General features: G+C 66.6%; 21 protein-coding genes and 1 pseudogene. 12 read left to right on the top strand and 10 right to left on the bottom strand.

The features are described from left to right. Positions 1–95: 95 nt before the first annotated feature. Complete coding sequence (locus tag RV986_RS44300; RefSeq protein ID WP_475922762.1) at positions 96–530, bottom strand: hypothetical protein; 435 nt, start codon at positions 528–530, stop codon at positions 96–98. A 740-nt stretch (positions 531–1,270) separates the two neighbouring features. Here RV986_RS44300 and RV986_RS44295 point away from each other — a divergent pair. Both RV986_RS44295 and RV986_RS44290 read left to right on the top strand, forming a co-directional pair. Continuing rightward, a pseudogene (locus tag RV986_RS44295) lies at positions 1,271–1,762 on the top strand (peptidoglycan recognition protein family protein); the annotation flags it as partial. A gap of 190 nt (positions 1,763–1,952) precedes the next feature. Next, complete coding sequence (locus RV986_RS44290) at positions 1,953–2,372, top strand: hypothetical protein (RefSeq protein ID WP_475922761.1); 420 nt, start codon at positions 1,953–1,955, stop codon at positions 2,370–2,372. A gap of 612 nt (positions 2,373–2,984) precedes the next feature. On the opposite strand, the gene RV986_RS44285 is transcribed toward RV986_RS44290, so the two are convergent. Beyond that, the gene (locus tag RV986_RS44285) at positions 2,985–3,506 is read right to left on the bottom strand and encodes an alpha/beta hydrolase fold domain-containing protein (RefSeq protein WP_475922760.1); all 522 of its coding nucleotides are present in this window, start codon (positions 3,504–3,506) and stop codon (positions 2,985–2,987) included. Between RV986_RS44285 and RV986_RS44280 the strand changes: the two genes are divergently transcribed. Both RV986_RS44280 and RV986_RS44275 read left to right on the top strand, forming a co-directional pair. Beyond that, positions 3,478–4,718, top strand: a protein-coding gene (locus RV986_RS44280; protein ID WP_475915430.1) for an IS3 family transposase whose coding sequence is annotated in 2 segments (ribosomal slippage) — positions 3,478–3,751 and positions 3,751–4,718 — 1,242 coding nt in all. Because the reading frame shifts where the segments join, the coding sequence is not laid out codon by codon here. The genes RV986_RS44285 and RV986_RS44280 overlap by 29 nt on opposite strands. Before the next feature lie 68 nt (positions 4,719–4,786). After that, positions 4,787–5,005: a hypothetical protein gene (locus tag RV986_RS44275; RefSeq protein WP_475922759.1), complete on the top strand. Its 219-nt coding sequence runs from the start codon at positions 4,787–4,789 to the stop codon at positions 5,003–5,005. 97 nt (positions 5,006–5,102) lie between these two features. On the opposite strand, the gene RV986_RS44270 is transcribed toward RV986_RS44275, so the two are convergent. Next, positions 5,103–6,830: an IS1634 family transposase gene (locus tag RV986_RS44270; protein WP_475922758.1), complete on the bottom strand. Its 1,728-nt coding sequence runs from the start codon at positions 6,828–6,830 to the stop codon at positions 5,103–5,105. 97 nt (positions 6,831–6,927) lie between these two features. On the opposite strand from RV986_RS44270, the gene RV986_RS44265 reads away from it, so the two are divergent. After that, on the top strand, positions 6,928–9,174 hold the full coding sequence (locus tag RV986_RS44265) for a golvesin C-terminal-like domain-containing protein (protein WP_475922757.1): 2,247 nt from the start codon (positions 6,928–6,930) through the stop codon (positions 9,172–9,174). Positions 9,175–9,406: 232 nt separating this feature from the next. Here RV986_RS44265 and RV986_RS44260 read toward each other — a convergent pair whose 3' ends face one another. Then, positions 9,407–10,036, bottom strand: coding sequence for a DUF6461 domain-containing protein (locus RV986_RS44260; RefSeq protein WP_266427633.1), 630 nt, complete (start codon positions 10,034–10,036; stop codon positions 9,407–9,409). A gap of 647 nt (positions 10,037–10,683) precedes the next feature. On the opposite strand from RV986_RS44260, the gene RV986_RS44255 reads away from it, so the two are divergent. Next, positions 10,684–12,312: a major capsid protein gene (locus RV986_RS44255; RefSeq protein WP_475922756.1), complete on the top strand. Its 1,629-nt coding sequence runs from the start codon at positions 10,684–10,686 to the stop codon at positions 12,310–12,312. Positions 12,313–12,384: 72 nt separating this feature from the next. On the opposite strand, the gene RV986_RS44250 is transcribed toward RV986_RS44255, so the two are convergent. Continuing rightward, entirely contained in the window at positions 12,385–12,792 is a 408-nt protein-coding gene (locus RV986_RS44250; RefSeq protein WP_475924655.1) for an HNH endonuclease family protein, read from the bottom strand. A 219-nt stretch (positions 12,793–13,011) separates the two neighbouring features. On the opposite strand from RV986_RS44250, the gene RV986_RS44245 reads away from it, so the two are divergent. The 3 genes from RV986_RS44245 (at position 13,012) to RV986_RS44235 (ending at position 15,483) form a co-directional block, all read left to right on the top strand. Beyond that, entirely contained in the window at positions 13,012–13,809 is a 798-nt protein-coding gene (locus RV986_RS44245; protein ID WP_475922755.1) for an IS5 family transposase, read from the top strand. A 311-nt stretch (positions 13,810–14,120) separates the two neighbouring features. Further along, the gene (locus tag RV986_RS44240; protein ID WP_475922754.1) at positions 14,121–15,311 is read left to right on the top strand and encodes an IS110 family RNA-guided transposase; all 1,191 of its coding nucleotides are present in this window, start codon (positions 14,121–14,123) and stop codon (positions 15,309–15,311) included. After that, on the top strand, positions 15,262–15,483 hold the full coding sequence (locus RV986_RS44235) for a transposase (RefSeq protein ID WP_475922753.1): 222 nt from the start codon (positions 15,262–15,264) through the stop codon (positions 15,481–15,483). Before RV986_RS44240 ends, RV986_RS44235 begins: the two co-directional genes overlap by 50 nt. Here RV986_RS44235 and RV986_RS44230 read toward each other — a convergent pair. The 3 genes from RV986_RS44230 to RV986_RS44220 form a co-directional block, all read right to left on the bottom strand. After that, a complete protein-coding gene (locus tag RV986_RS44230) occupies positions 15,440–15,976 on the bottom strand; it encodes a hypothetical protein (protein ID WP_475922752.1) in 537 nt (178 codons plus the stop codon). The genes RV986_RS44235 and RV986_RS44230 overlap by 44 nt on opposite strands. Before the next feature lie 709 nt (positions 15,977–16,685). Then, on the bottom strand, positions 16,686–17,156 hold the full coding sequence (locus RV986_RS44225) for an N-acetyltransferase (protein ID WP_475922751.1): 471 nt from the start codon (positions 17,154–17,156) through the stop codon (positions 16,686–16,688). A gap of 270 nt (positions 17,157–17,426) precedes the next feature. Beyond that, positions 17,427–18,014 carry a TetR/AcrR family transcriptional regulator gene (locus RV986_RS44220; RefSeq protein WP_475922750.1) on the bottom strand — a complete coding sequence of 196 codons (588 nt, stop codon included), beginning with the start codon at positions 18,012–18,014 and terminating at the stop codon, positions 17,427–17,429. A gap of 310 nt (positions 18,015–18,324) precedes the next feature. On the opposite strand from RV986_RS44220, the gene RV986_RS44215 reads away from it, so the two are divergent. After that, positions 18,325–19,199, top strand: a protein-coding gene (locus RV986_RS44215; RefSeq protein WP_475922749.1) for an IS5 family transposase whose coding sequence is annotated in 2 segments (ribosomal slippage) — positions 18,325–18,669 and positions 18,672–19,199 — 873 coding nt in all. Because the reading frame shifts where the segments join, the coding sequence is not laid out codon by codon here. Between the two features lie 73 nt (positions 19,200–19,272). Here the strand turns inward: RV986_RS44215 and RV986_RS44210 are convergent. Then, positions 19,273–19,641 (bottom strand): ASCH domain-containing protein, encoded by a 369-nt coding sequence (locus RV986_RS44210; protein ID WP_475922748.1) that lies wholly within the window; start codon positions 19,639–19,641, stop codon positions 19,273–19,275. A 244-nt stretch (positions 19,642–19,885) separates the two neighbouring features. On the opposite strand from RV986_RS44210, the gene RV986_RS44205 reads away from it, so the two are divergent. Beyond that, positions 19,886–20,356 carry a helix-turn-helix domain-containing protein gene (locus tag RV986_RS44205; RefSeq protein ID WP_475922747.1) on the top strand — a complete coding sequence of 157 codons (471 nt, stop codon included), beginning with the start codon at positions 19,886–19,888 and terminating at the stop codon, positions 20,354–20,356. A 26-nt stretch (positions 20,357–20,382) separates the two neighbouring features. Then, positions 20,383–21,027, top strand: coding sequence for an IS630 family transposase (locus RV986_RS44200; RefSeq protein ID WP_475918978.1), 645 nt, complete (start codon positions 20,383–20,385; stop codon positions 21,025–21,027). A gap of 13 nt (positions 21,028–21,040) precedes the next feature. On the opposite strand, the gene RV986_RS44195 is transcribed toward RV986_RS44200, so the two are convergent. Continuing rightward, complete coding sequence (locus RV986_RS44195; RefSeq protein ID WP_475922746.1) at positions 21,041–21,508, bottom strand: nuclear transport factor 2 family protein; 468 nt, start codon at positions 21,506–21,508, stop codon at positions 21,041–21,043. Position 21,509 lies beyond the last annotated feature (1 nt).

The raw sequence follows: 21,509 nt of genomic DNA, 5'->3' as shown, positions 1-21,509 counted from the left end.
GGCGGTGCCCGACTGGGTGGCGAACTGCAGAACGCCGTTCGTGCTGTGGTAGAAGATCCACATCGCCGCACTCGCTGGCGTCGGGCTGGAGTGGACTAGAACCCGGGGCTCACCCAGTGCGCCATGACTCCCGTACGCCCGTCGCCGTTGCTGATGACGGCGGCGGGGTTCTGCCCGAAGCGGTAGGCGTAGAGCGTGATGACGTCATTGACGTTGAACTTCTCCAGGATCGTCTGCCCGGCGGTGGTCTGCATGACCGTGTGCCCCCCGGTCAGTGCTTCAGTGCCGGGGATGAGATTGCCGTTCTTGAACAGTGCAGTGCGGACGAGCTGATCCGAAGTTGCGGTCCCGCCGGTGTACGAGCGGGCGTGGTAGGAGATCTCCCACACCCCAGGGAAGGGGATCTTGAGTTCCGGGACCTCGGAGATCAGCTCATCGATGCGGTCGGCGGAGGTGAGGTCGTGGCTGAATTCGACCGGGCTGGTCTGGAGCCACGTCGAGCCCTTCCGGTAATTCGCTGGAGTCGTCATGCCATTGAGTTCCTTTGTCGCGCCGGGACACACACTGACCGTGCCGGGCATTCATGCCGTCAGCACCGGCCCTATGGGAGCGGCGACACGGGTGCGGGCGATAGGCGGCAGGAGGGCACATAGGACAACTCGGCGTTATGGGTTTATCTGCCCCTTTCGTCCTATGGCAAGGGGTGTGCCGCACACAGAAACCCTTCTCCACGCGATCGTTCACGACTTCGCGGCACTGCACAACGACGGGAAATTGATGCTGGTCGCCTACACGCCGCCACCCTCGCGAGTGGGTGCTGCGACGTCACGTTGACGCCCCTGTGTCACCGGCACCGACCGGCCGGGTGCTGGAGGAGCCGCAACCGGCCGCGGCGTGACGCTGAAGTCCCGCTGCCGTTGGACAGCGCGACTTCATATAGCCGGGCCCCGGAGACGTCATGGCTGATCCCCCGGGGCCCGTAGGTGTGTCTGATTCGGAGTCAGAGCGTCCCGGCGCCCATCGCGGTCTTTCTCATCATGTTCGAAGTCTTCGCCACCAGCCGGTTCCCTGGGCACCGACCGTGACCACCCGTACCGGCGACCTCGGCGTACGGCGGTTCGCCGGGAATCTCCACACCACTACGCGGGACCCTCACTCGTCGGCGGATGGCTTTCGGCAGGTCAGCGCGTTCCGTCGGTTGGCCGGCCGTTAGTTAGACTCCTGGTGTAGCCGCTGGTTCTGGGCCGGGCGTCAACTCTCCACGTCGGGAGTGATCGCCGTGTCGGACCCAGCAACCCCAGCCCAGTGGCGTGCCGTACTGAAGGCGGAAGGCGTCGCGTTCACCGAGTTCGCCGGGTGGGCAACGCGCGGCCGTGACGCCGCGACGGGCAAGATCTTCGGTCCGGTCCACGGTGTGCTCAACCACCACACCGCGGGCGCCAACTCGCTGGCGACGATCGCCACGGTAGGGCGGCCGGGCCTGCCGCCGCCCCTCGCCCACGCCTACCTGCCCAAGAACGGCGTCGTCGTCCTGGTCGCCGACGGCCGCGCCAACCACGCAGGCCTGGTCGCGAAGAACGTCTTCGACGCGATCGTGGCCGAGAAGCCGCTCCCGAAGCAGGACAAGTCCAAGACGGTCGACGGCAACGACTCGCTGTACGGCTTGGAAGTCGAAAACCTCGGCGACGGGGAAGACGTCTACACGCGGGGCCAGTACGACAGCTGGGTCCGCTTCAACGCCGCGCTGTGCCGCCTCCACGGTTGGAGCGCGGGCAGCGTCGCCGGGCACCTGGAGACCTCTGTCGAGGGCAAGCCCGACCCGGCCGGTCCGGTCGCCGGGTACGGCCGCCGCGGCCCCTTCCAGTTCACCATGGCGCAGCTCCGTGCCGACGTCGCCGAACGACTCGCGCACCCTGCGAGCTGGACCCCCACCCCCCCAGGAGACCGACACCGTGAACCCCGACTACGTCAACCTCGGCCTCGTCCACAGTTACCAGCTCGCGCCGGGCCTGTGGGACGACATCGAGTTCACCACCGAGTGGACCGACGAGCCCGACGGCCACGCCACGAACAGCTCGACCTTCGCCAAGGGCGCCGCGACGTTCACCGGCTCGGTCAGCCTGCGGTTCGAGGGCCTGCCCGTCGGCGAAGTCGTCCAGGTCCGCATGAGCGAGTACGACACAGTGGGTGCGCTCAAGCAGGACCACCCGATCCACGAGGTGACCGGCACGCCCGGCGGCACGTTCGCCGTGGTGCCGCTGACCAAGCGTCTGGCGGCCGGCCGGTCCATGCGGGTGCGGCTGCTGAACCAGTCGGACGAGCAGATCGAAGTCGCGAGCGCTGTCCTGACCGTGCTCGTGTGGGAGGGCTAGCGCATGGAGGTGACGACGGGAGTTTCCGCCCTCGACACGGCACTGGTCTGGGGCGGGGCCATAACGATCCTCGTCGGCGGCGGCACTGCCTTGTGGCGGCTGATCCGGGCGGCGATGCACCTGTTCCGTCGTACCAGTCAGTTCCTCGACGACTGGTACGGCGAAGAGGGACGCCCCGGGGTCCCGGCGCGCCCGGGCGTGATGGAGCGGGTATCGGGGATGGAGGAACGCCTCGGCCACGTCTGGCACGAGGTGTATCCCAACAACGGCAGCAGCCTTCGAGACGCCGTCGACCAGGCGAACGAGCGCCTGGCCCTGCTCTGTCCCGACGCCGAGCCGTGCCCCCGCAGCCGACTGCCCCGCCCGCCCCGCCGGACGATCTGGCCAGCCCCTGACCGGACGCCCGCCCTGTGTGTCGGGGCGGGCCACGACGCTGCTGTCTCGCCGCCGAGAACGCCAGCACAAGCGCGATCAAGATCAGGCGGTGCACGCCCTGCTGGCTGGCCCTGTAGGCCTGTTGGGCCGGCACGGGACTTCGGAAGACTCGGAACTCGGCGGCCTCGTGATCGCGCCCGCCGAGTTCCGCCGTCCGGATCCGGGACGGCTGCCGCCCTACTTGCCGGCGACGGGGGTCGTCGACGCGTAGAGCGCCTCGCGCAGGGTCGCCGTCGTCTGGGCGACCGCCGCCTTGTTGGCCTGCGTGTCACGCAGCGCGTTCAGCATCATGAAGTCGTGGGTAACTCCGCTGTAGTGCGACGAGGTCACCTGCACCCCCGCCGACCTGAGCTTTGCGGCATAGGAGTTGGCGGCGTCCACCAGCGCGTCGGAGTCGGTGATGACCAAGGCCGGTGGCAGGCCGCGCAGTTGCCCGACGGTTGCCTTCAGCGGCGAGGCCAGCGGGTTGGCGCGGTCGGCGACCTTCGGAGCGTAGGCGTTCCAGAACCACTTCATGGCGGGCCGGGTGAGCCAGCAGTTCTCCGCGTAGCGGGAGTACGACGCCGTGTCGAAGTCGGCATCCGTGACCGGGTACAGCATCACCTGCTGCCGGAAGTGAACCGTTCCGGGTTTGATCGAGGCTCGATCTTTTGGAAGGATCGAGTCCGTTATGGCGAAGCAATACCCGAAGGAGCTCAAGGAGCGGGCCGTGCGTCTGGTCCTGGAGACGCGTGATCAGTACAAGACGGAGTCCGCGGCGATCCGGTCGATCGGAGCGAAGCTCGACATCGGGCCGGAGTCCCTGCGGAACTGGGTGCGTCAGGCCGAGGTCGACGCCGGTGCCCGGACCGGGACCACGACCGAGGAATCCGCCCAGCTCAAAGCGCTCAAGAAAGAGGTCGCCGAGCTGAAGCGGGCGAACGAGATCCTGAAGGCCGCAGCGAGTTTCTTCGCGGCCGAGCTCGACCGGCCACACACACGCTCGTAGCGTTCATCGACGAGCACCGGGACCGCTTCGGCGGAGTCGAGCCGATCTGCAGGACGCTCACCGAGCACGACTGCAGCATCCACCCGTCCACCTATTACGCGTACAAGAAACGTCCCACGTCGGCCCGTGCCCTGCGAGACGCGGAACTGGCGCCGCTGATCGTCAGCATCTACCAGGACAACTACAGCGTCTACGGAGCCCGCAAGATCTGGGCCGAGCTCAAGCGCCAGGGCCATCAGGTGGCCCGGTGCACCGTCGAGCGGCTGATGAAGGCCGAGGGCCTGGTCGGGGCGGTGCGCGGCAAGAAGGTCGTCACCACCCAAGTGGCGGACAGGGACGCCGAGCGGGCTCCGGACCGGCTCAGCAGGCAGTTCGTGGCCAGTGCTCCGAACCGGGTATGGGTCGCGGACTTCACCTACGTGGCCACCTGGTCCGGCACTGTCTACGTCGCCTTCGTCGTCGACACCTTCTCCCGCCGGATCGTCGGCTGGTCCGCAGCGACGAACAAGCAGACCCCGCTGGTGCTGTCCGCACTGGAAATGGGGCTGTGGCAGCGTGACCGGGCCGGAAACCCCGTCACCGCAAGGGAGTTGATCCACCACTCCGATGCCGGATCGCAGTACACCAGCTTCCGGCTCGCCACCCACCTGGCCGCCGAACAGATCGCCGCGTCCATCGGCACCGTCGGGGACGCCCTCGACAACGCCCTGATGGAATCGACCATCGGGCTCTACAAAACCGAGCTCATCAAGCCGCAGCGGCCCTGGAAAGCCCTGAGCAACGTCGAGTTGGCCACCGCTGAGTACGTCGATTGGTACAACCACCGTCGACTCCACGGTGAGATCGGCCACGTCCCACCCGCCGAATACGAAACCACCCACTACCAGAACACGCAAAAACAGCAGGTCACAGCCACAATCTAGAGTCTCTACCGAACCCGGAACGGTTCAACCCCGCCAACCCCGTCTATCCCGCGTCCCGGCTGGCCTTCATGAACACCGACCTTGACCCGCTGGCCGCCAAGGACGCCGCTCATCCGCAGAACTGGCCGTACGAGGAAAAGGTGATGGGCTGGGCTTCCTGGTCCATCGACACCGGCCACTCCTACGCCACCTCCGGCCGCCAGGACTGGCCGGGCGAGTCCGGCTTCTCCTCCGCAGGCTTCCGCCCCGCCTACTGGAACGGCACCACCGGCCCGGGTTCGACATAATTCGGCGGCCTAGAGAGCCGAAAGTGCGGCCTGGCCTGCGGGAACATGACTGTGACCGCCTGGAGGGCGTGTCTCTAGGCGGTGGTGTTATGGCTGGTCAGCGCGGTGCGGGCTGAAGGCTGGCGATCTGCCTGGGCGCGGGGATGCCGAGCTTGGTGAGCAGGTCCTGTTGAGGCTTGGTGGGGGTGGTGACCTGCTGGAACGTGCCGGCGGGGCCGGTGAAGGTGCCCAGGTGGAGACGGTCGAGTTCGCGGCGGATCCGGGGCCAGGTGTCGCCGGTGGTGGTCTCGGCGATGCGGATGAGCAGGAGGGCGAGCCAGCACAGCAGGACGTGGGCGCGGATGCGTTCCTCGAGCCGGTGGTAGACCGGCCGCAGGTCGATGATCTGCTTCATGTCGCGCCAGCCGCGTTCGACTTCCAGGAGAGCCTTGTAGCCGCGCGCGATGTCCTCGGCCGAGAGTTTGGGGTCGGAGGATCGCAGGAGGTACTTGCCGTCGAGGTTCTCCTCGGTCTTGATCCTGGCCTGGTCGACGCGGAGCTTGCCGGCGGGGGTGGTGCGCAGGTAGCGGTTCAGGCCGGGCTTGTCGGCGATCTTGCCGCGCAGTTCGCCGCGCTTGAAGTCGCTGAGCTTGTCGGAGTCGGCGATCAGCTCGGTGAGCTGGGCGACGAGTTGCTCGCGTATGTGTTGGTCACGGACCGCGGCTTCGGGGTTGTGACAGATGACGAACCGTTCGGTGTCGCTGATCCGCACTTCCTTGACACGCATGTTCCCGGTGATGTCCTGGTAGCGGCCCTGCCGGGACAAGGCCTGCTTGACCTCGGGGGATGTGGTGCGGAGCTTCTCGCCGATGATGTAGGCGTCGGTGCCGCTGCGCAGGTACCGGCGGTTGCGGTCGGAGGAGAAGCCGCGGTCGGCGACCCACACGATCTTGGAGAGGGTCCAGTCCCGCATGTCGTCCTTGACCTGCCGGATCAGGGTCTGGTCGGAGGCATTGCCGGGCCACGACCAGACGCGGACCGGGATGCCGTCGCGGGTGACGGCCATGCCGATCACGATCTGTGGCAGGTCGTCGCGGGAGTCCTTCGACCTGCCGTGCGTGCGGAACCCCGCCGGCTTGGCCACGTCCCCGTCGCCCGGGCTCTCATCGTCGGCGTCGTTCAAGCGGTGGCCCTTCCCGTCGCGGGCGATGGGCTCGTCCGGCTCCTCCAGCTCGAAGTAGGTGCTGGTGGTGTCGAAGAACAGCAGGTCCACCTCGAGGTTCAGCAGGTGCGCGACCTCGTCGAAGACTTGCTTCTCCAGGTCGTCCTTTACCTCGTGGAGCCAGTCCATCGCTCGGTAGCAGGACTGCTCGCCTGCCTCGGGCAACGAGTCGATGTGCACGTCGTGGGTGATCCATTCGGCAGCCGCGAGCTTCGAGGAGGGGGCCAGCGCGCGGTTGGCGACCAGCGCGAACAGCACCCGCTCGGTCACGGACATGTCCCGGGGCCGGCCCCGCTTGGGCTGCCCGACCCCGGACACGATCTGGTCGATCTTCAGTCGGTGCCACAGGTGGTCCAGGACGTAGGCGCCGCCGAACGGGACCGAGCCGGTGAACTCCAGCCCCGGCACGGCGTTCACGGCCAGGGCCTCGCCGGGCTCCAGCAGGCGCGACAAGGACGCGACCAGGCGCCGGATCGCGTCGCGGTCCAACTCGTCCTCCCGGCCGAAGGTGAACAGCACCTTCGGCACGGCCCGGCCCTTGATCGGGTCCCACTCGTTGTGGGCCAGGTGCAGGTAGCGCACCGTCCCGGACTTGTTCTCCCGCTTGGTCGTCCTCACATACACGACTCCAGACCATACGGGACAAGGCCAGGCCAGTGCAGAAAAATCAGGGAAATCGTGTCTCTAGGCACTTTCGCGTGCGACTCCAGCCCACGCGCACTTGACCAGCAGTTTCACCCTGCCACTGCCTCCAGAACCCCCGAATTACGTCGAACCCGGGACCGGGACCGTCATAGACCCGGCCAGCGCGAAATACCACCGGGCCCACGCCACGCCGCCGCTCGACGCGTTCTGCAACACCAAGAACAACTGCGACACAGCCAATCCACCCGACTGCCCCGACGCCGACTGCTACAAGCAGTACTGGTGGCACGAGTCCAGCACTACCTGGAAGTCCGACTGCGCCACCAGTTGCGGCTTCGAGAACATTAAGTACGTGACCGCGGTCAGTGAGCCCGGCCGCGGCACCCGCCTGCAGTACGGCACCCCCGTCTGCTCCGGCGCGCCCTCGGGCGCGAAGGTCGTCGATTCCGTACCCGCGGGCACCAACACCTGGAGCAGCTGCGGCACCACCACAACAGACGGCTCGTTCCAGTTCACCTTCTACCCCGACCCGAACGCGACCGGACCAGGGCTCGGGCAGTACGACGCCAAAGCCGACCTGCACCAAATCGGCGGTGGCTACCAGGGCCACTACTGGTATACCCACGCACGCGACGCCGACCACCTGGGCGGCGACGAGGGTCGCATGACCATCCTCGGTGACTGGCAGCTGAATTCGGCCATTTCCGGTGGTCAGGCCAAGGTCTACGTGCATATCCCGGACACCGGGGCACAGGTCCCGAACGCCTCCTACAAGATCATCACTCCGTTCGACACGGTGACCAAGACCATCGACCAGGGCGCCAACGCATCCAACACATGGGTCTCCCTTGGCGCCTACAACTTCAAGGACCAGCCCCCGCACGTGCAACTGTCCAACTCCACGGCGGACGGCGCGGCCGACAAGGATGTGGCCTACGGCGCTGTTGCGTTCGTGCCCGGTGACTACAGTGACATGCCGAACATCATCTTCCCCAACCCCGATGACAGCGCACCGATGCCCAGTTGGGAAGGCGACGTCGAGGAAGCCCACCGCAACACCGGGCTGACGTCAGCGGCGACCGCCCTGAGTGGCGCGCCGACCATCACAGCCAAGACGACGTGCTCCCCTTCACGGACGCGCGGCGGCAAGATCTGCGTGAACATAGGCAAGGCGCAACCGAGAACATCCCGTCTCGGCAAGCAAATGACCAGTTCTTTGTCCGCAGCCGGCGTCAACTCGATCGTCCCCTGGTGCGACGCCCGTACCGCCGGGCACGACTGGTACACACGCACGGACGCCTGTCTGAAATCCCTGTCTCCGCTCAATGTAATCTTCCTGGTGGATGAGAAGGTGGTCGGCACTGCGCACTTTGCGATGCAACAGGAAATCAAGCTCTACAACAACATCGGAGAGTTCGACCAGACCCTTTCCCTCGTACCTACCGAGATCGATCCCACCATGGGCGCGGTGACACTGGGCTGGGACGCGGGATCGACCTGTTCCGACTGCACACAATCCCAGCAGCAGACGGACGGGTCCCTGACATGGGCCGGCCCGGAGGACGGCCACGTCGGAAACGTGTCCTTCCAGACTTTGTGGAACGGCACAGGCAAGGAAGAGATCACCCTCGGGTGGGGCATCACGGGGCGTATCTCTGCGTACCCGGAAGCATCGGGCGAGGCCGACCTCGGGAACACTCTCGGGGATCTGGACGTCCGCTGCGATGACATGACCAAGGGTGCTGCGAACGCCGGATGCGTCTTCCCCGCCTACACCCCGACGTTCACCGTGAACACAGACCGATACCCGGCGGCTGGCGCCTATTACTGGCTCATGAAAGAAAAGAACAGTAACCATTTCGGCAGTAGGGCGCACAACACGCCGCTGCACTACCTAAGAGACGGACAAACCGACAACCGGAAGGTGGTGTGCCCTGACAGTTGGGTGGGACGCATCGAGACTCCGGATGCCAGCTGCGACGAGTACGCTTTCGCCACAACGAACGAGAGCGCCGGCGTGCCGGACAACGGAGTCACCAAAGGCGACCAGTGTGCGCAGTACTACGCCACGCCACTGAACGACACCATCTGGACGCTGTACTACGACGACAACTACCGCCTGCCCACCTGGTCGGAGAAGTGCGGTCGGGCCAGCATCCCGTTGGGCCAGAACACCGGCGCCCTGGCACCATTCGGTCGCACCGGGGGCTTCGTCTGGTACAACCGGATGCTTGGAGATGACCCGTTCTGGCTAGCCACGCCGGGCTTCGACCACTGCACCTCGGCGGATACCTCGTGCACCTTCCAGCGTACCAATCCCTAGCCAGAATTTCCGGGCCGGATCGTCTCTCTGGCAGATTTTCCTGCTGTTCAATCACTATGCGAGGCAGATCAATTTGTGACACCCACATCGACATCTTGCAAGGAGACTCCTTGTAGGAGCGCTCCTCTTTACGGTTGGTGTCCAACGATTGCCCAGTTGGGAATTCGGGCCGGCAGTTAGTGACACATGAGGGGGTGGCGTCCGCCCGGACGCCACCCCCTCATTCGTGTATTCAGGCGTTGCTGTTCAGCGAGTCGAGGGAAGGACTTCCGCTCACTGCTACCAGCGGCAGCCTGCCATCCTCCAATAGATCGCGTGGCAGTGAGATCCCGAAGTGCTTCTCGATCACCCCCAGCGACATGGCGATCCGCAGGCTGTGCCGCGCACTGCTCACCTGAAGGTAATCGCCTGTCGGCAGAATGATGCCCGCCGCTTCCAGCTCCTCCTGGAGCAGATCCGGCTGGGATCCCCAGCGCCTCCGTTCCTCGCCGAGGCCGAACGAGCACAGCAGCTCGCTGTCGGCAGCGTACGAGAAGAAGGGAGGTGGATGGAATGCCTGAGGATCGAGATTTACCGCCTCGACACCATTGCGCGAAATGCCCTTGAGGATGTCGTGTCTGGTCCCGGGGGCTTCCCCGTATTCGGCGGCGAACGCCCACCCCTGCGTTTCCCCGACCCGGGCGACGCCGATGTCTGCATCGGTAAGAAGCTCGACGGCTTCCCGGGCAGTCGCCAGCGGCTTCGTGCCGCCTGGTGAAGCGCCAAGCCGTACAGCCAGCTCTTCCGGCGTGATCCCGCGGGCGAAGGTAACGCTGTAATGCCACTCGGACTCCACCAGCCAGCGCACACCGCGATTCGTCATGTCCTCATCTTGCCGCATGGCTTCGTCGCCGCGACAGCAATCTGCTCTGCAGGCTATCCCTGGAGCCCGGCCCTCCGGCTACACGCAGTGGTCTTGATTCAGAACTACTTGGCGGCCGCATGCACCATCGGCGTACCACCTGGCTTGCTGCGCCAGATGCTCGTGGCCATTCGGCGGCGCCCTTTCGCGCGGCCTGACTATAGCCGCGGACGGGACGGAGTCACCTGGCGGCCGGGCAGGCGCCGGGCGTCAGTTGGCTGCAAGGGGGTTCGGCAGGACAGGGGCACACAGCGGGCATCCGCGCAGTCCAGCGGAGCAGCAGGTTGGTCTTGCCGGGGAGGGTGGGAGAGGAGAGTAGGTGGCGATCTCGGGGATGTGGGTGTCCGCGCCGTGGTGCAGGAGTTTCCCTCCCATGGACTTGTCGGATCGAGCCGGGGGGCGGAAGGTGGCCCAGGCACCCAACCCCGAGCGCCCTTGGCCCGTGTGGTTCTCCGCACCGCCGGGATGCCCCAGAGGCTAAAATGGTCAGCTTCGCTCCTGATTGTCCACCTGGGTCCTCTCATCAGGGCAGCGGGCTACTATTCCCCCTGACGACCGCTGGTTTTGGGCCGGGTCCCTCCAAGAACGATCATTTGGAGTCCCGCCCCATGGAAGAGTTCTCCCTTCCCGAGGACATCACCGCCCTCACCGACGAAGAGCTGGATAACCTCCTCGACGGCGCCGTCAGGGCATTCGACGCGAAGGCGGGCAGCAGCACCGTCACCGCCGACGACCTGGCCAAGCTCCGCGAGCTGGCCACCGCGGTCAACGGCATCCGTGCGGAGAAGGCAGAGCGGATCCAGGCCGCCGAGCAGGCCGCCGCCGAGATCGAGCAGCTTGCTGCGGCCATTCGCGGCGACGACTCGGAGGAGCCCACCGCCTCCGCCGACCCGGAGCAGCCGGTCGAGCCCGAGCCGGCCGCCGAGCCCGAGCCCGCCAAGGGGCCCGTCACTGCCTCCGCGGTCGTCACGCAGCGCGCCCTCGATCTGTCCCGGGTCCGCGCCCACCAGCCGCGCGTACTGCCCGCAGACCCGAACCCGCGCCCGGAGATCACTGCCTCCGTCGACGTCCCCGGCTACCATCCCGGCCAGGCACTCGACATGGCAGGTGTCACCGAGGGCATCATCCGCCGCGCCAACGCCCTCAAGACCGCCGGCGGCGGCGTCGGCCTGACCGCCTCGTACCGGCTGCCCTTCCCTGAGCAGCTCATCGTCAACGACAGCTCCTCGGGTACCGAGGGCACCCGCGCCGTCGTCCTCGCCGGCGACCAGTCCCGCCTCAACGGCGGCGACCTCGTCGCCAGCGGCGGATGGTGCGCGCCGTCCGAGACCGTGTACGAGCTGACCGGCATGTCCTGCCCAGAGATGCTGTGGGACCTCCCGGAGATCCAGCTCGCCCGAGGCGGCCTCCGGTACTTCCCGATGCCGAGCCTCGATGTCGCGGCGATGACGTTCGTACACACCGAGGCCGACGACATCTCCGGCGCCGTCAAGCCGTGCTTCCGCATCCCCTGCCCGGACCCCGTCGAGGTCCGCTGTGAGGCCATCGGCGCCTGCCTGGAGTCCGGCATCCTGACGCAGCGCCACTTCCCGGAGCTGGTGGCGTACTACCAGTCCCTCGCGATGGTCGCGCACGAGATCCGCATCAGGCAGGAGCTGTTCACGCAGGCCGTCGCCGCGTCGACCGCCGTCACCATCGCGGCGACGTTCGGAGCGTTCTCGGCGATGTTCGCCGCCGTCGCCCTCCAGGCGGCGGACATGACGGAGAAGCTGTCGCTCTGCGCGAACATCAACATCGAGGTCGTCTTCCCCTGGTGGGCGCGCAACTTGTTCCTCGCGGACATCGCCCGCCAGAACGGCGTGCCGATCAGCGACATCAGCACGCGGGACGTCATCAACGCCTTCGCCGAGCTGGGCATCTCCATCCAGTGGGCACGCGGCCTCAATCCGGCTGTTCCCACTGAGATCGGCGGCCCGACCCCGGCCGTCGACTGGCCGAGCAGCATCCCGTTCCTCATCTACCCGGCCGGAACGTTCGAGGCCGGACGCGGCGGCGAGATCAGCCTCGGGGTAATTCATGACAGTACGAAGTTCTCCGTGAACGACTACACGGCACTTTTCACCGAGGAGTGCAGTGCGTTGATTACCCGTAATCAGGAGGCGCGCGTCGTGACCGTGCCGGTCTGCCCCGACGGCCGCACCGGCGAGCAGCTCGGCATCACCTGCCCGATCGCCTGACCCACAGACGGCCGCGGCCCCGTCCCCAGCGAAGGGGGCGGGACCGCTATACAGAAACGGGCCAGGATGTCTCTACAGGTTCCGCGCCTCCCAGTTCTGCCTGCACTGCTGGCACCTGACGTGCCCTCGTCCGTCGACCTTCACGTCCGCGGCGGGGCCAATCACCGGATGCCCATTGCGGTACACGGTGCGCGCTGGCTTCGGCGCGCGGCGGGAAGCTTGCCAGTGCTTCGTACACAGGCTCTTGGCGACGTAGGGCCGTCCACAGTCATCGGCGGAACAGGTGTCGTTGGCGGGCCGCCCGTTGCTCGACCGTTCGGCGCTCACGTTCTCAGCGTGCTTCACAGCCTTCAGGTGCGCAGGGTTCACGCATCGCCGGTGCAGACACGCCTGTCCGCCAGGACAGTCGGCGGGGACGTGGCACCTGTGGTCGATGACCAGCTCCCCCGGGACATGGCCCGTGGCGTAGACGTACGCCATCCGGTGTGCGGGGGCGTGCATCCAACTTCCGTAGTTCTGGCCCGTCAGAGTTCCTGTCCACGGCCAACAGGCCTCAGTAGCTGTTGTCGTTCCGATCTTGAGGTTTGTCGGTCGAACGGAAGTCTCGATTGGGTGGTCGCGGGGCGTGTGGCGCATACAGAGGGGGCCTCCTGAACAGCTCGTTGGTGTCGAATCACCGAGCTACATCAGGAGGCCCTGGTGCCGCAGTGTTCCGTGTCGATGGCCGGGCAGTCCAGTTCGGTCACCCGGGAGTGTGACTGCCTGGCTCACCGGTTCGGGAACGCCGCCGACAACCCGATGCGCGAGCGCCGGTACCCGACCGACATGACGGACGAGGAGTGGGCCGTGGTCCGCCCGCTGCTGCCGGTGCCGGGCTGGATGCGCGGCCGCGGCGGGCAGCCGGAGGCGTACTGCCACCGGCAGATACTGGACGCGGTCCGCTACCTGGTGGACAACGGCATCAAGTGGCGCGCCATGCCGGCCGACTTCCCGCCGTGGGACCGGGCATACGCGTTCTTCCGCCGCTGGCGTGACCATGGCCTGGTCAAGGAGTTCCACGACCGGCTGCGCGTGAAGACCCGCGAGAGGTTGGGGCGGGACACGGAGCCGAGCGCGGGTGTGATCGACTCGCAGTCGGTCAAGGCGGACGCCGTCGTCGGCTGCGACAGCCGCGGCTTCGACGGCGGCAAGCTGATCAACGGGCGCAAGAGGCACGTCGTGGTCGACACCCTCGGCCTGCTGCTGGGCGTGATGGTCACCGCGGCGGACACCGGCGACCGCGCCGCCGCGCAGGTCCTGCTGCGACGGGTGGCCGACGCGCACCACCGCCTCGCCCTGGTCTGGGCCGACGGCGGCTACACCGGCAGCCTCGTCGAGTACTGCCTGGCCACACTCGCCCTGGTCCTCGCGATCGTCAAACGCAGCGACGACCAGAAAGGGTTCGTGGTGCTGCCCAAGCGGTCCTACCTTGTTCGTGGGTTGGACGGGCCGTCGTAAGGTCCAGAGACCCAGAGACACCAGGTATGGCTTCCAAGCGGTTGCCCTCGATGGTTCCATCCACCTGGCCGCCCGGTCCTACCTTGTTCGTGGGTTGGACGGGCCGTCGTAAGGTCCAGAGACCCAGAGACACCAGGTATGGCTTCCAAGCGGTTGCCCTCGATGGTTCCATCCACCTGGCCGCCCGGTGTCTCACGACGACTCGGCCGCTGATTAGGAGCTGCGAACGCCTTCGAGCGGATCGCTGAGTAGGACCACGCCGGCGAGGTCGTCCGGGAGAACAGAGCGTCATCGAACGACCGGAGGAACAGGTGGCCCAGATCTGGGCGGGTACGGACATCGGCAAGACCCATCACCACTGCGTGGTCCTCAACGTGGAGGGCGCACGGTTGCTGTCGCGACGGGTCTTGAACGACGAGCCGGAGCTGCTGGCCCTGCTCGCCGATGTGCTGGCCCTCGACGAGGACGTGGTCTGGGCGGTCGACGTCGCCGACGGCATGGCCGCACTGTGGATCAGCCTCTTGCTCAACCACGGCCAGCACCTCGTCTACATACCCGGCCTGGCGGTTAACCGGGCTTCGGCCGGCTACCGGGGCATAGGCAAGACCGACGCGAAGGACGCCACCGTCATCGCCGACCAGGCCCGGATGCGCCGAGACCTGACCGTCCTGAAGCCGGACGACGAGCACGCCATCGAACTGCGGATCCTCACCAGCCGTCGGGCCGACCTGAACGCCGACCGCACCCGCCGGATCAACCGCCTGCGCGGCCAACTCACCAGCATCTTCCCGGCCTTGGAGCGAGTCCTCGACCTGGGCAACGCCGGGCCGCTGATTCTGCTGACCGGCTATCAGACGCCGGCCGCTCTGCGTCGAACCGGCCGCAGGCGCCTGGAGACCTGGCTGCGGAACCGTAACACCCGCAGTCCCGAAGCCCTGGCCGAGGTCGCCCTGGAAGCGGCTGAGCGCCAGCACACCGCCGTCCCCGGGGAGAAGATCACGGCGCAGGTGATCCATACCCTGGCCAAGGAGGTGATGAGCCTCAACGAGCAGATCACCGAGATCGACAAGCTCATTGCGGCCCGGTTTCGCGACCACGAACTCGCCGAAGTAATCTCCAGCATGCCCGGCATCGGCCCACTGTTGGGCGCAGAGTTCCTCGCCGCCACCGCCGGCGACATGAGCCGCTACGGCACCGCTGACCGCCTGGCCAGCCTTGCCGGAGTTGCCCCGGTCCCCCGGGACTCGGGCAACATCAGTGGCAACCTGCACAGGCCCAGGCGCTATCACCGCGGGCTGCAACGCGTCTTCTACACCTCCGCGCTGATCAGCATCCGCAGCTGCGACCAGTCGCGTCGTTTCTACGAACGCAAGCGCGCCGAAGGCAAGCGGCACATCCAGGCCGTCCTCGCCCTGGCCCGACGACGCGTGAACGTCCTGTGGGCTCTCATCCGTGACGGACAGTGCTACCAAAGCAACCTCCCCGTCACTGCTGCGGCTTGACAACATCATTAGGAGGTGGATCGTCGAGCGGTTCTTCGCCCACCTGATGCGCACCCGCCGCCTGGCGCGCGACTACGAGCGGCGCACCACCAGCGCCGAGGCGATGGTCTACTGGTCGATGACCCTGCTCATGACCCGCCGCCTGGCCCGGCCACGGCCTGCGCGAGCGTGAACCGGCCCGGCGCGGGCTCGGCCAGCCAGCCGCGCGCGACCAGGCGCTTCGCCTTCGACCGCAGTGCTTCCACCCGCGCCGGCACCACATCCATGCCGAACACGACGGCCAGCTCCTGGCAGGTCAGCGGCCCTTGATGGAGCCGGAACCGGTCCGCGAGCGTCTGCAGGATGCGCTGGTAGTCCACCGACAGCGCCGACCAGGCCAGCCCCTCACGCCACATTGGCACCTGCGACTTCGGCTTCGCCACATCCCGGGGCACCAGCCGCGCGTCCGCATCCCGCGGATCCGGGGTCACCTCCGTGCCGGCGGTGTCGCCGCCGTCCGGAGCCAGCACCGTATCGACCCGCCTGCGGGCGATCGCCCACTCCTGCCATTCCTGCTCGGCCGCCACCAGCTCGGCCTGGATACGGTCCGCCTCCTCCCGCAGCCCGTCGACCCGACGACGAGCGGCGAGCTCGTGCTGTTCCAGCAGTCCAACGACCGACGGCATCCGCGACCTCCCGGCAAGAAACGACCCGACAGGCCACGACTCCCACCGAATCACCGACCCCATGCCCGACCAGCGGAAACGCGGCGATCACATCCGGAAAGACAACAGCTTCTTAGGCCAGACGGGACACCTGGTGATGGCGCTATTTGAGATATCGCCATCAACGTTCGGATCGTCCACGAGCTGAGCGTGCTACTCGAACCCGGGACACGGGGCCCCGCCCGATCAGGCTCGGGCGGGGTCTCGTCATGCGGCCGGTTCGACGTCGTCTCGAGTGGCCTCCGCCCATAGGGCGAGGAGGCGTTCGTAGTCGGCGGTCCGCTTCCGTCCGGCGGGGCCAGCCATGAGCCGGCGGATTCCGTTGTTGATCTCAAGGGCAGGAGTCACCCGGCCGTCAGGCCCGGAGGAGTGGGACATACCCCCACCGTACGGGGAGGGTCTGACAATCGAGACGCGTGTTCTGTTCTTTGTTCGAGGTGATGAGCGCTCGTCGCCCAGATGAGGACACAGACATGACGACCTCAGTGCCACCGATCACGGAGCCCGACCCCAGCACCATGATCTGCCCTGGCAGTCACGTCGGATTGTGCGCGGGATGCCAGCGGCAGACATGGCGGTACGGCCCGGGCGGGCTCCCCCTGTGTAGCTGGTGCTTCGCCGACCAGAAGGCGAAGTGGGGGCCCGGGGTGCGGTTCACCAGCACCCGCGGCTAGCCCAGGGTGAGCATCATCGCGTCGTAGAGCGGCGCGTCCTCAAAGGGGAGAACCTCACCGAAGTGCTGGTACCCCCATGCCTCGTACAGGGCGTGTACGCGCGGATGGTCCCGCTCGACGAGGAGCGTGACCCGCTCCTCGGATCTGCCGCGCAGCAGCTCGCCGTGAATCTCGTGGGCGGCGCCGGTACCGCGGACCTTCTCGACGACCATCAGCTCCGACAGTGCGAACGTGGGGGCCCCGGTCTCTACCGCCGCGCTGTCGGCGAGCGGTGTCCGCAGACCGCGCCACCAGCGGGTGCCCTCCTGCAGAGTGCAGCCGTACGCGTAGCCGAGCGGGATCGTGTCCATGTAGGCGACGACGGCGGCGAAGCCGGGAACCTGCGTGCTCCAGCCCAGGCGCTCGTCGAACCGGGCGACGCTGTGGAACTCCTCGCCGAGCCGATCGGCGTACACCTCGGCATACACGGCGAGGAGCTGGGGAGGGATGTCCTCGAGTCCAGCCGCGTCACGTCGCCCAGCCGTAGCCCGTCCACGTCATGCTCCCGAACGGCCTGACGGCAGTGCAGGAGCGCCATGAGCCACGGGTCGTTCTTCGCCTGCCGAGTCTCGACTGCGACCCGGCCGATGCGGACAGCTTCCTGATTGCGGGCCACCGTATCCGTTTGCCCTCCGGTGCCTGCCGGATGTGCGGGGCATAGGGCAGCGGTGTCGCGGGGAGCGGGCCGAACCGCCGGGTCAGGGTCGAGGCAGCTGGGACAGCGCGGCGCGGCCGATCTGCAGGAGGGCCGAGCCGTCCATGTTGGTCTTGGCGAGGAACTCGATGCCCTGCAGGACCGCGAGGAGCAGGCGTCCGAGCTCTTGCGCGTCGGCACTGGGATCCAGGTCTCCTTCACGCTGCGCCTCCTTGACGCAGGCGATCAGAAGGTCTTCGACACCCTGATAGGTCGTTCGGGCTCGGGAGACCACCTCGGGATCCTGGCTGTGCAGCTCGGACGTGCTGTTGACCATGAAGCAGCCGCGTCGCTGCGCGTCTCCCGCGAAGCCGTCGGCCGTGCCTTCCAGGAGGTGGGTCAGGCGCTCCAGGGCCGGGCCTGGTCCTGTGAGGATTTGCCGGACGCTGGTGAGCTGCTCGTCGCGATAGCTGTCCAGTACGTGCAGGAAGAGCTGGCGCTTGTCACCGAACGCTCCGTACAGGCTTCCTTTGCCCAGCCCTGTGGCGGCCATCAGGTCCTGCAGCGATGTGGCTGCATAGCCGCGGTTCCAGAACTGCTCGCGCACGGACTCCAGAACCTGGTTCTCATCGAAGTTTCGGGGACGCGCCATAGCGTTCACACTACTGCTTTTTGACCTTTCGGTCCATATTGGCTTTGCATGCAGCTGGCACCGGTGGGCCACCCGAGCGGGTCTGTCGTCTTGCTTCATGTCCACCCGTCCCGCACGTCTGGAAGGACCGCGCCAACCATTGATGGGCTGTCGTGGGTGAGCGATGCTGAGGCGGGGTGGCCGTGTCGTTGAGGCGCGCAGGGCGCGAACGGGGTCTGGCCAGCACGAATGAAGAGACGCTGGTGGAGTACCAGAGGCGTACTAGGGTCTGTTGCGAAAGTGGATCAAGGTCGTGAAATGATCACTTGCCGTGGGGCGTGGTGATCTGACGCATGGCCAGTGGGCCCGGCTTGAACGGCTGTTGCCGACGGGCAAGAAGCCAGGACGGCCGCCGACGTGGACCCGTCGGCAGCTGATCGACGGCATACGGTGTCGGACCAGGACTGGTGCGCCGTGGCGGGATCTCCCCGAGCGGTACGGGCCGTGGGATCGGACCTACGACCTCTTCCGGCGGTGGCAACGCGACGGCACGTGGAAGCGGATCTTCGAGCAACTGCAGGCCGACGCCGATGCGAAGGGCCTGATCACGTGGGATGTCAGCGTGGACTCCACGATCGCCCGCGCGCACCAGCACGCCGCCGGGGCTCGCAAAAGGGGGATCTGCAGAAGGAGCCTCCTGGTGGCGTCGACGCCGAGCCTGACGACCACGGCCTCGGACGCTCGCGCGGCGGACTAACCACCAAGCTGCACCTTGCGGTCGAGCAGGGACAGAAGCCTCTGTCCCTGCTCGTGACCGCCGGACAGAGGCACGACAGCCCGCAGTTCCAGCCCGTGCTGGAGGGCATCCGGGTGCCCCGTATTGGCCCGGGCCGGCCCCGCACCAAGCCGGACAAGGTCCGTGCCGATAAGGCCTACGGCTCTCGCGCGAACCGCGCCTACCTGCGCAGACGAGGTGTCGCGTGCACCAATCCGGAGAAGGCCGACCAGGTCCGCAACCGCAAGAAGCTCGGCTCCCGAGGCGGCCGACCGCCCAAGTTCGACACGGCCGACTACAAGGAGCGCCACGCGGTGGAATGCGGGATCAATCGGCTGAAGCGCCACCGAGCCGTAGCCACGCGATATGACAAGCTCGCCGACCGTTACGAGGCAACCGTACTGGTCGCAGCCATCAACGAGTGGCTATGACCAGCTGCCGTCCCAGCACCCACAGGGCATGTCCGGTTTGATCCTCCCGGACTCCCATCGAGTCGGACACGGGTCACGGACCACCCGAGTCGTCGGGCTCGACCACTCGGAAGCGTTCCGCAACGACAAGAGTGTCGTCATCAATGACCGGGGTGCGTCCCAGGTACTCGCTCACGCCATCGCTCCGGAAGAACTCTTCGTGCGCTGCCCGCCACTCCGCCACGTCGGAGTAGCCGCGTCCCTCTGCTCGCGCGAAGTCGTCGTCGATCTCCTTCATGGGAACGATGCGCACGTCGACGAGCTCGATCGTGACGGCCGGACGACCTTCGGAATCAAGCACCCAGAATCGCTGTCCGGTCACCGGTACTGCCTCGCCGGCGTGTTCGTAGATCTCCAGGAGACCCGTGAGCGCGGTCTTCTGACCGCTCAGGATCGCCGCCACACCACGGTCACGTTCCGGACCCGGGAAGGCGAGTTCAAGAGTCGGAAGGTCGTCATTTCCCATCAAGCGAGGTTATGAAGCCCGGCCGCGTTGATCAAGGGCCACCGCTCCGCTCGCCCCCGAACCCACAGCAAGCACTTTCACAACACGCCCTAGTAGCGCGTCGCTGCTTAGTTATGGCATGTCTGGTTGGGATGCTGGCGTCTGGTGGGTACCTTCCTTTTTCCCAGACAGGACTGTCGTTGTGGGTTCGCAGAAGAAGCGGCCGGTCAAGTTGACCGCGCAGGATCGTGAGGAGTTGGTCCGGGTGACCACGACGGGTGTTCGTGGGGCCTCGATGATCATGCGTGCGCGGGTGCTGCTTGCGCTGGACACCTCAGTGGGTGACGTGGATTCCAAGGAGGTGATCGCGGCCCGGCTCGGCGTCTCCGGTGAGACGTTACGGCTGGTTGCCAAGCGTTTCGCCGAGACCGGTGGCGATGTGCACGCCACGATCGCGCGGAAGAGACGTGACCTCCCACCGGTGCCCTCGCCGGTGACCGGCGAGGTCGAAGCCCGACTGATCGCGATGGCGTGCTCACAGCCACCCCAGGGCTATACCCGGTGGTCGCTGCGGCTGTTGGAGAAGCACGTCGCGCTGGCCGAGGACATCCCCGATCTGGACCACTCCACCATCGGGCGGGTCTTAAAAAAACGGAACTGCGTCCTCATCTGAGAAAGTGCTGGACCATCCCACCACGGGTGAACGCGGAGTTCTCGGCCCGGATGGAAGATGTGCTGGCCGTCTATGCCCGGCCCTACGACCCGGCACGTCCGGTGGTGTGCATGGACGAGAAGCCCTACCAGCTTCTCGCCGATGTCCGCGACCCGCTCCCGGCCCGCCCTGGTCACGACGCTTGCCGGGACAGCGAGTACATCCGCTGCGGCACGTGCTCGATCTTCGTGTGGGTCGAACCCCTGCGTGGGTGGCGTCGCGTTCAGGCGCTGTCCCAGCGGACCCGGATCGACTGGGCCGGCCAGGTCAAGCAGCTGCTGAGCGTGGACTACCCCGACGCCGAGGCCGTGGTGCTGGTGATGGACAACCTCAACACCCACGGCATCGCCTCACTGTACGAGGCATTCGAACCAGAAGAGGCATTCGCCCTGGCCCAACGCCTCGAGATCCACCACACGCCCAAGCACGGGTCATGGCTCAACATCGCCGAGATCGAACTCTCCGCGCTGACCCGGCAATGCCTCGACCGCCGGATCAGCGACCTCGACACCCTCAACACTGAACTCTCGGCCTGGCAGAACGCCACCAACACTGACCAGCGTCAGGTGGACTGGCAGTTCACCACCCACGACGCACGCATCAAACTGCGCCACCTCTATCCCAAAAATTAGCCGCGACAATCTACTAGAGGCCCAGATCGCTCAGCCCGGGATGATTGTCCGGGCGACGTCCCAACGTCCAGTGGTACTTGCGGTCCGACTCCTGGATGGGCAGGTCGTTGATGCATGCCAGCCGTACACGCATCAGCCCCTCGTCGTCGAACTCCCAGTTCTCGTTTCCATAGGAGCGGAACCAGTTCCCCGAGTCGTCGTGGCACTCGTAGGCGAAGCGCACGGCGATGCGGCTGCCGTGGAATGCCCAGAGTTCCTTGATGAGCCGGTAGTCCTGCTCTCTGGTCCACTTCCGGGTGAGGAAGTCGATGATCCCCTCGCGCCCGGTGATGAACTCGGCACGATTGCGCCACCGGCTGTCGGGGGTGTAGGCGAGGGCCACCCTGCGGGGGTCGCGGGTGTTCCAGGCGTCCTCGGCGAGCCGCACCTTCTCGATGGCGGTCTGTTCGGTGAAGGGAGGTGCCGGAGGGTTCGAGGGCATG

This window comes from Streptomyces sp. RLA012 (assembly GCF_056270325.1).
Note: the sequence above shows the minus strand (reverse complement) of the source record. Positions and strands in the feature narration are given on the sequence as shown.